Below are 8,403 nucleotides of genomic sequence, written 5' to 3'. Positions count from 1 at the left end.
GATGCAATTGGCGCGCTGCCAATAGGATCCGCCGCTGCGCACCGAACCTTTCCTGATCCGCATCTGCCCATCCGGGCCAGGCAAGTCTTCGGTGGCCGCCGCACCTTCATACCAGTAATCCCATTCCGCCTGCGTCATGAACTGGCGCGAGCGCTGCGGCGTCGAAATATAATAGCCCTGCCGCGCCACGACGGCACCCGGCCAGCCCGATATCCACCAGTTCAGATAGTCGTAGGCAACGTCGAGGAGGCGACCGCTCAAGTGTTTCGAAAGGCACAAGCCGCCATGCCAAGCGCGATAGCCTTCGGCGGGCACGGCCTGCTCGACCGGCACACCCTTCGAATTCAGGATACCGATACCGGGCGACCACATGCTCTGGACGCAGGTCTCCCCAGCGATCATCAGCCGTGCCGCATCCTCGGCAGTTTTCCAGAAATCCCGGAAGAAACCAGCCTTCTTGCGCTCCTCCAGGAGATCGATCAACTGATCGATCTCCTGAATGGACATGTTGCCGATATCGTCGAACGACATGAGCCCGGCCGCCTGAGCCGCCAGCGCCGCATCGAAAATGCCGATAGCAGGCTCATCGACCAGCGCCACCCTGCCCGCCCAGCGCTCATCGAACAGCGCGCCCCAGGAATGCATCCCCACGCCATTCGGCGCCAGATCCGTCCGGTAGGCGAAACTGTCGAAATTATGAGTCGTCGGCAGCATCGAGATGAAGCGCGACGGCGTATCGCCCAAGGCGAGGTTCGGTTGCACGAAGAGCTTTTTCGCCGGCACATCGCCAAGCCCCATTCGCGGGTTGGGGCCGATATGGCCGGTCTTGGTGAGATCGTTGACCTCATCCCAGAGCACGATGCGCTGGGTGTCCACGGGCTGGATCGCGCGCCAATGCCAGACGATATCGAGATTGTGGAAGCATTGGTCGTAGATATCGTAGGTTTCCGGCTCGCGGGCCGCCTTGTACTGCGTCGTCAGGAAATCGTTGTTGTCGAAGGTGACATCGATGCCGAGATCGTCCTGTGCGCGCAGGCGCAGTTCCTCCAGCAGCGAAATTGCGGTGCCGAGCACGCGCAGGCGCGGCCGGCCTTTCAGATGCAGGGCGGGAGCGGACACGCTTTTAGCCACGGATTCATGCTTGTTCATGGAGATCCCAATTGTCTCATCGCGCCGCAGCGATCGGGTAAGACGCGGCAGGCACGCGCGCCAATGTGAAGGCTTCGAAGGAGCGTTTCAAGAGAGTGCCGTCGAGCCCATCCAGGATGAAGACCAGTCGCGAAGCGCGGTCTTCCGAGGGCCATCCGTCCATGTGCACCGGCGTGTGAACCAGATGCTGGACACCATGAACCGCAACCGGGCGCTCCTCGCCACTGAGATTGAGAATACCCTTCACACGCAGCACCCGTTCGCCATGCCGATTGAGCAGCATGGTCAGCCAGAGCCCGAAAGCGGTCCAATCGACAGGTCTGTCTATGACGAGCGAAATCGAGGAAAGGGCGGCCTGATGCGGCGCGCCATCCGATGAGACGAGCTGTATCGGTTCCTCACAATAGAAGCCGCTCTGCGACAGGCTACTGCTTTGCGAGGCCTTATTCTGGGCGGCAACAAGCGAGGAGAGATCGAGATCCGGGTCAGCCGCTATCAGGATCGGCGCATCGGGATTGAGCGTTCGAAGGCGAGCATGGAGACCACCTTCACCATCATCGGCCTGAAGATCCGTCTTAGTCACGATTAACCGGTCCGCGACCGCCGCCTGCCTGTTGGATTCGATATAGGTGTCGAGCTGACGCAGCCCGTTCACCGCATCGACCGTCGTAATGACGTTGCCGGCGCAGAAGTGATGACGAAGGACGGGATCGGCCTTGATGGTCGAAAGCACGGGGAAAGGATCGGCAAGGCCGGTGCTTTCGATGATGACGCGCCGGAATGGTGGCACCAGCCCGCGCTCGCGGCGGGAGTAGAGTTCCTTGAGTGCTGTCGCAAGGTCGTCACGCACCGTGCAGCAGACGCAGCCGGAGCGCAGCAGCACCATCTCGCCCTCGACGCTTTCGACGAGATCGTGATCCAGCCCAATCTCGCCGAATTCGTTGATGAGCACGGCGGTATCGGCGAAGGCCGGATCCGCCAGGATGCGCTTGAGCAGTGTCGTCTTGCCGGAACCGAGAAAACCTGTCAGCAGATTGATCGGCAGGAAGCCGCCCGCCTCAATCGACATGCCGCGCCTCCATCCTTGCGACGAAAGCAAGGTCGAGCGGGTCACAGGGCCGGCCGACGAGCCTTTCGGCCGCCGGCCAGAGATGACCGAGATCCTCGATGATCTCACTCCTGCCTGTTCGCGTCGACAAGACGAAGGAGGCGCCCTGCCAATCGGAGAGGACAAGGCCGAAACCCGAGAGCATTTCGTTGGCGGCGCGCACGCGCTCGGCACGCTCACGCCGCCGGTCAAAACTGGCATGATTGCGCGTGAACACACCTGGCCGTGCCGCGGCATCCGTCCAGTGCTCATTGCCGCCGAGCACGCCACACAGTGAACACATGGCAATCGCCTCCAACCTGATGCTTCGATACTTCAGCCTAGCCGGCTATTTCTTGCGCGGAAAGCGGGCTGCGAAATCGTCGGCAATCTCATTCATCGTAACGAACTTGACGCCGGGATGCTTCACCATATGCGCATAGAGCCGCTCCAGCATCATCAGCACCTGCGGCCGGCCGGCGACGTCGGGATGGATGGTGATCGGGAAGACGGCATAATCCATCTCGCGATAGACCCAGTCGAACTGATCGCGCCACATCTGCTCGATATGATGCGGATTGACGAAGCCATGGCTGTTCGGAGATTTCTTGATGAACATCATCGGCGGCAGGTCGTCGAGGTACCACGAGGCCGGGATTTCGATCAGATCGGTCTCCTGGCCGCGTCTCAGCGGCACCATCCAGTCCGACGGCTTGCGGGAATAGTCGATCTTCGTCCAGCTATCACCGACACGCACATAATAGGGCGTGAAATCATTGTGCATCAGCGAGTGATCGTACTTGATGCCGCGCTCCAGAAGCAGCTCATTGGTCACATTGGAGAATTCCCACCACGGTGCGACATAACCGGTCGGGCGCTTGCCGGAAAGCTTGGTGACCAGTTCGATGCACTTGTCGAGGATTTCCGTCTCCTGCTCGCGTGTCATGGCAATCGGGTTTTCATGGCTATAGCCATGGATGCCGATTTCATGGCCGGCATCGGCCACCGCCTGCATCTGCTCGGGGAATGTCTCGATCGAGTGGCCGGGAATGAACCATGTGGTCTTGATGCCGAAGCGTTCAAAGAGCTTCACCAGCCGCGGGCTGCCGACTTCGCCGGCAAAAAGGCCGCGCGAGATGTCGTCAGGCGAATCCTCGCCACCATAAGAGCCGAGCCAGCCGGCCACGGCATCAACGTCGATGCCAAAACTGCACAAGATTTCCTTTGCCATGGGATAACCTCCTTCGATTTAAGTTTCTGTAATCAATGAGCTGGGATGACGGTCGCGTCGGCCGGATCCCAGGTAAGCATGACCTCGGTGCCTAGGGGAAAGGCGCCGGGCCGGTATTTGTCGACATGCGCTTCCAGCGCCAAGCCTCGGCCATCAGGCAGGCTGATGCCGATCTGCGAGATATGACCGACCACGTCGAAGCGCTCGATGCGTGCGCCGACCACATTGCCGCCGAAAGCCCGTGCGAGATGTTCGCGTGCCGAGCCACCCGCCGCATGAACCTCGATCGCCTCCGAAGGAATGACGATGTTGACCTTGCTGGAGAGGCCGCCATTGGCACAGCCCGACAGGGTACCAAACGCGGTCGACACGAATGTGTTACCGACCTCGGTGCCGGCGACCTCGCCTTCGAAGATGGTATTGCGGCCAATGAACTGCGCCACGAATGGCGTGTCGGGGCGCGTATAAAGCTGAGCCGGCGGACTGATCTGCTCCACCCTGCCCTGGTTCATGACGACGATGCGGTCGGACAGCGCCATTGCCTCGGACTGAGCGTGCGTGACAAAAACGAAGGTCACCCCGAGCTTCTTCTGTAGCAGCTTCAGCTCATTCTGGATCGCCTTGCGCAGATTGGCATCCAAAGCACCCAGCGGCTCGTCGAGAAGCAGCACATCCGGCTCCACCGCGAGGCCGCGGGCAAGCGCGATGCGCTGGCGCTGGCCGCCGGAGAGCTTGTCCGGCTTGCGCTCGGCAATATCCTCCAGCCCGAGGGTCGCGAGAATACGGTCGACCCGCGCATCCCGCTCGGCCTTCGCCATGCCCTTGACCTCGAGACCATATCCGACATTCCGCCGGACGGTCATATGCGGGAACAGCGCATAGTTCTGGAAGATCATCGATGTCGGCCGCCTCTGCGGTCTGACATCGTTCATACGCTCGCCCTTGATCATCATGTCGCCGGAGGAAATGCTTTCAAAGCCAGCGATCATACGGAGAGTCGTCGTCTTGCCGCAGCCCGACGGGCCGAGGAAGGCGATGAATTCGCCCTTTCTGATCGATAGATTGAAGTCGATGACGGCGGGCGTGCCATTGTCATAGACTTTGCCGACATCGATGAGTTCCAAGTCATATATCATGGGAGATCTCCGGGCGTGGACGAGGAGGCGGACATCGCCTCCCCGCGCGGCATAGGATAGCTAGCGGCAGCCATCGGATCAGGCATTGAGGAATTCATCCCATTTCTGGACGAGATGGTCGTATTCATCCGGCCACTGGTGCCAGTAGGCAACGTTCTTGGCGCGTTCCGCCAGCGAGCCGCCGTCGCGCAGGTCGCCTTCCTTGATGCCGCGCTCGGCAGCACCGACCCAAGGCTTGCCCTCGTACCAGAAGGCATATTTCTCCGGCGCCATGACCTTCTGGATATTGGTCGACGGCGAATAATAGCCCTGTTCGGAAACGGTGATGCCGGGCTCGCCCGAGAGCCAGTAATCGGCATAGGCGATCACGGCTTCCTTGTTCGGCGTGCCTGCGATCATCGACGGGCCGATCGCCCAGCCGCGATAGCCTTCCTTCGGCACGGCATATTTGCATGCCTTGCCCTGGGCTTTGACCGCCATAACAGCCGGCTGCCAGGCGTCGCAGACGACCATCTCGCCCGATGCCATCAGGTTGACCAGCTCGCCGAAGTCACCCCACAGAGCGCGGAACTGCCCGTCCTTCTTCTTCGAAACGAGGAACTTCGCCGCTTCGTCGATCTCGGCCGTGCTCGGATTGCCGGGATTCTTGACATTCAGAAGGCCAAGCGTATTCATGGCCATGATGGCCTGACCGAAGGCGATCAGCGGATCGGTATTGAGGCCGGACTTGCCCTTCCACTTCGGATCGAAGATCGCCGACCAGGTATTGGCTTCCTCGGCGGAGAGAACCTCCGGATTGTAGCCGATGGAATCGTAGTTGTAGACCGCAGGCACCATGTTCAGCGTGGTCTTGGCGTCATCGGCCCAGATCTGGCCGACGATCTGTTGCTTCCGCTCCCACTTATCGGAAGGCGTGGTGAAGGTATCGCGGATATTGGCCCAGTTCTTCAAGGAGGCGGCCGGAACCGGCTCGACATTATTGGTCATGACGATCGACGGCAAGCGCTCGCCGATGATCTCCCAGCAATCGTAATCCTTGGAGCCGGACAGGATCTTGGTCTGTGCGTCCGGAAAGGTCGCTGCCGTGCCGGAGGTTTGCCCGACGCCGCTCACCTTGCGGAAGTCATCGAGGATCCGCTCCTGAACGGTGACCGAAAGGCCGATGGTGCGCAGCTGCTCCTTGGCGAGATTGGCAGCCTGTGCGTAAGCCGCGCGCGATGACAGGAAGGGTGTGCCGCCGCCGATCGCAAGCGCCATAACGCCGGCGGAATGCTTCAACAGAGAGCGTCTATTCAATTCCATTTTGGACATTTTTGTTCTCCAGTGCTGATTGCTGTTCCCTTGGCCCTTGCTGGACCTCTTCATTGCCGTATCGCCCTTCACCCGGTCGTTGCCGGGACGATGACGATCAGTACCGCCCCACAAGGAGGCCGCCATCCACGACCAGAACCTGGCCGGTCATGTATCTCGCGCCCTTAGAGGCGAGGAATGCGATCACGTCGGCGATGTCTTCCGGCTCGCCGAGCCGGCCCATCGGAATGAACTCGGCGGCCTTCTCCGCGCCTGCGGGGCCGAGCGAATTTTCTTCCGAAAGAAGCTGAGCCGTGCGGATATAGCCCGGCGCAATGCCGTTGACCCTGATGCCGTCCTTCGCCAGCTCGACGGCGAGCCCGCGCACCAATCCCACGACACCGGATTTCGCCGCCGAATAATGGACATGCTCGTCCCAGCCATAGGCGACGCCCATGATCGAGGAGAGCGCGACGATGCTGCCCGATCCGCGGGCACGCATGCCGGGTACCGCGGCACGCACCAGCTTGAAGATGCCCTTTAGGTCGACATCCATGGTCAGGTCCCACTTGTCGTCGGTGAGATTGTCGAGGGGCGTGCGATGGGCGATGCCGGCATTGGCAACGATGACATCGATCTTGCCGAAGCGTGCCTCGACATTGGCGACAAGTCGGTTGGCGGCTTCCGTCGAGCGGACGTCGTAGAGATGGAATTCGGCACAGTCGCCAGCGGCGATAATATCGCGAACGGTCTGCTCGCCTTCCTTCTCGAGGATGTCGGTGACGACGACATGGTCGCCGAGCGCTGCAAATGCCTTTGCTGTCGCCTGGCCGATACCGATGCCCGCCCCCGTGACGATGACGATCCGCTTTTCCATACTGTCCATCTGCTTGTCTCCCTCAGAGCATCACATCGCCGGAATTCGGCCCAAGCGTCTGGCCGACGAAAAGGCTCGCTGCCGGCGACGCCAGAAACGCCACGGTCGCCGCCACCTCTTCCGGTTCGCCGAAGCGGCCGAGCGGCAATTCGCGCTTCTTGCGTTCGCGCCATTCTTCGGAAAGACCCCGCACCAGCGGCGTGTTGATCGGTCCCGGCGCTACGGCGTTGACGCGCACGCCCCGGCTCGAGACCTCGCGAGCGAGCGCCTTGGTCATGCCGATGATCGCAGCCTTGGCACCGGAATAGTGAACCAGCTCGATGCCGCCGATCTGGCCGAGCTGGGAGGCGACGTTGACGATAACGCCCTCACCGCGCGCCAGCATCGAAGGGATGACGGCCTTGGTCATCAGGAAGGTACCGCGCACATGCACCGCGAACATCCGGTCGAAATCCTCAAGCTCGAGGTTTTCGAATGCTGCCTGATGCGCAATACCGGCATTATTGACGAGAAGGGCGACGTCGCCGTGCGAGGCCTTGGCAGCAGCATGGATAGCCGCCACATCCTCAGGCTGCGCGACGTCGCCGGCGATCGCGGCCGCCGCACCGCCCGCCTTGGTGATTTCCGAGGCAACAGTCTTGGCCCGCTCGCCCGAGAGGTCGTTGACCAGAACCGCATAGCCGTCCGCGGCAAGGCGCAGCGCAATGGCGCGGCCGATCCCAGAGCCGGCACCGGTGACGATGGCAGAGAGGGAAGCACAGATTGGAACGGAAACCTTCTCAGCCATCACGCGTCCTCCTGGATGCGGACGCGCTTGGCGCGCCTGACCGACAGACCCATCAGGATCGCGTAGGTGCCGAGAAGCGCGAAGGAAAACAGCGTGGTCAGCACCCCGAAAGCGAAGACGTTCGGATGCACCTCGACGGAGAAGGTGCCATAGATGGCAAGGGGCAGCGTCAGCTCGCGGCCGGAAGCAAACAGGGTGCGCGAGAACTCGTCATAGGAGAGCGTGAAGGCAAAGAGCATGGCCGAAAGCACGCCCGGGAAGATCAGCGGAAAAGTGACCTTGCGGAAGGTGCGTGCCGGCGTGACGCCGAGCGACCATGAGGCCTCCTCCATGCTTGGGTCGAACCTGTTGAAGATGGCGAGCATGACGAGGAAAGCAAAGGGGAAGGTGTAGACGACGTGCAGGACGAAGGCCGTGCTCCACCAGTGACGATCGATGCCGAAGGCATTGGCGACAAGCGCCATGCCGAGGCCGACAAGCACGCCCGGCACCATCATGCCGAGAACGATCAGATAGAAAGCGACGCCCGAGCCGCGGAACTTGCGACGAAAGGCCTGGGCGGACATGACGCCGAGCACCGTCGAGACGATCATGGTCATCAGCGCCAGAAAAAGCGAGCGGATCAGCGCCTGGTCGATCGGCAGGGGCGCGATTCGCGAGGGCGGCGTCAGACCGAAGAGATGCCGGTACCAGTAGGTGGACCATTCGATGATCGGGAATTGCGGACCGCCCTCCGGTCCGGTCTGGAACGACAGGATCGCCAGGACGACGAGCGGTCCGTAGAGGAAGATCAAAAAGAGGGTCGTATAGACGCCCAGGCCAAGCTTGATGCCACCGGCATTCATG

At 61.3% G+C, this 8,403-nt stretch carries 9 protein-coding genes; all 9 read right to left on the bottom strand.

Features of this window, described 5'->3' with window-relative positions; translation table 11 throughout:
* The coding region (locus ACYJRZ_RS27815) for an ABC transporter substrate-binding protein (protein ID WP_459464129.1) at positions 1-1,149 on the bottom strand (1,149 nt) is incomplete at its 3' end.
* Between the two features lie 16 nt (positions 1,150-1,165).
* Positions 1,166-2,218 carry a CobW family GTP-binding protein gene (locus ACYJRZ_RS27810; protein WP_459464127.1) on the bottom strand — a complete coding sequence of 351 codons (1,053 nt, stop codon included), beginning with the start codon at positions 2,216-2,218 and terminating at the stop codon, positions 1,166-1,168.
* Positions 2,208-2,540 (bottom strand): hypothetical protein, encoded by a 333-nt coding sequence (locus ACYJRZ_RS27805; protein WP_459464125.1) that lies wholly within the window; start codon positions 2,538-2,540, stop codon positions 2,208-2,210. The genes ACYJRZ_RS27810 and ACYJRZ_RS27805 overlap by 11 nt, the downstream gene beginning before the upstream one ends.
* A 45-nt stretch (positions 2,541-2,585) precedes the next feature.
* Positions 2,586-3,467: a polysaccharide deacetylase family protein gene (locus ACYJRZ_RS27800; RefSeq protein WP_459464124.1), complete on the bottom strand. Its 882-nt coding sequence runs from the start codon at positions 3,465-3,467 to the stop codon at positions 2,586-2,588.
* Between the two features lie 32 nt (positions 3,468-3,499).
* The gene (locus ACYJRZ_RS27795) at positions 3,500-4,603 is read right to left on the bottom strand and encodes an ABC transporter ATP-binding protein (protein ID WP_459464122.1); all 1,104 of its coding nucleotides are present in this window, start codon (positions 4,601-4,603) and stop codon (positions 3,500-3,502) included.
* 78 nt (positions 4,604-4,681) lie between these two features.
* Complete coding sequence (locus ACYJRZ_RS27790) at positions 4,682-5,914, bottom strand: ABC transporter substrate-binding protein (protein ID WP_459464120.1); 1,233 nt, start codon at positions 5,912-5,914, stop codon at positions 4,682-4,684.
* Between the two features lie 97 nt (positions 5,915-6,011).
* Positions 6,012-6,779, bottom strand: coding sequence for an SDR family NAD(P)-dependent oxidoreductase (locus ACYJRZ_RS27785; protein ID WP_459464118.1), 768 nt, complete (start codon positions 6,777-6,779; stop codon positions 6,012-6,014).
* 13 nt (positions 6,780-6,792) lie between these two features.
* Positions 6,793-7,557 carry an SDR family NAD(P)-dependent oxidoreductase gene (locus ACYJRZ_RS27780; protein ID WP_459464116.1) on the bottom strand — a complete coding sequence of 255 codons (765 nt, stop codon included), beginning with the start codon at positions 7,555-7,557 and terminating at the stop codon, positions 6,793-6,795.
* Positions 7,557-8,402, bottom strand: a complete 846-nt coding sequence (locus ACYJRZ_RS27775) for an ABC transporter permease (RefSeq protein ID WP_069610139.1) — start codon at positions 8,400-8,402, stop codon at positions 7,557-7,559. The genes ACYJRZ_RS27780 and ACYJRZ_RS27775 overlap by 1 nt, the downstream gene beginning before the upstream one ends.
* Position 8,403: the final 1 nt, after the last annotated feature.

The sequence above is a fragment of the Rhizobium sp. No.120 genome (assembly GCF_054558365.1).
The sequence above is the reverse complement of the archived record's forward strand: the minus strand, read 5'-3'. Positions and strand labels throughout refer to the sequence as shown.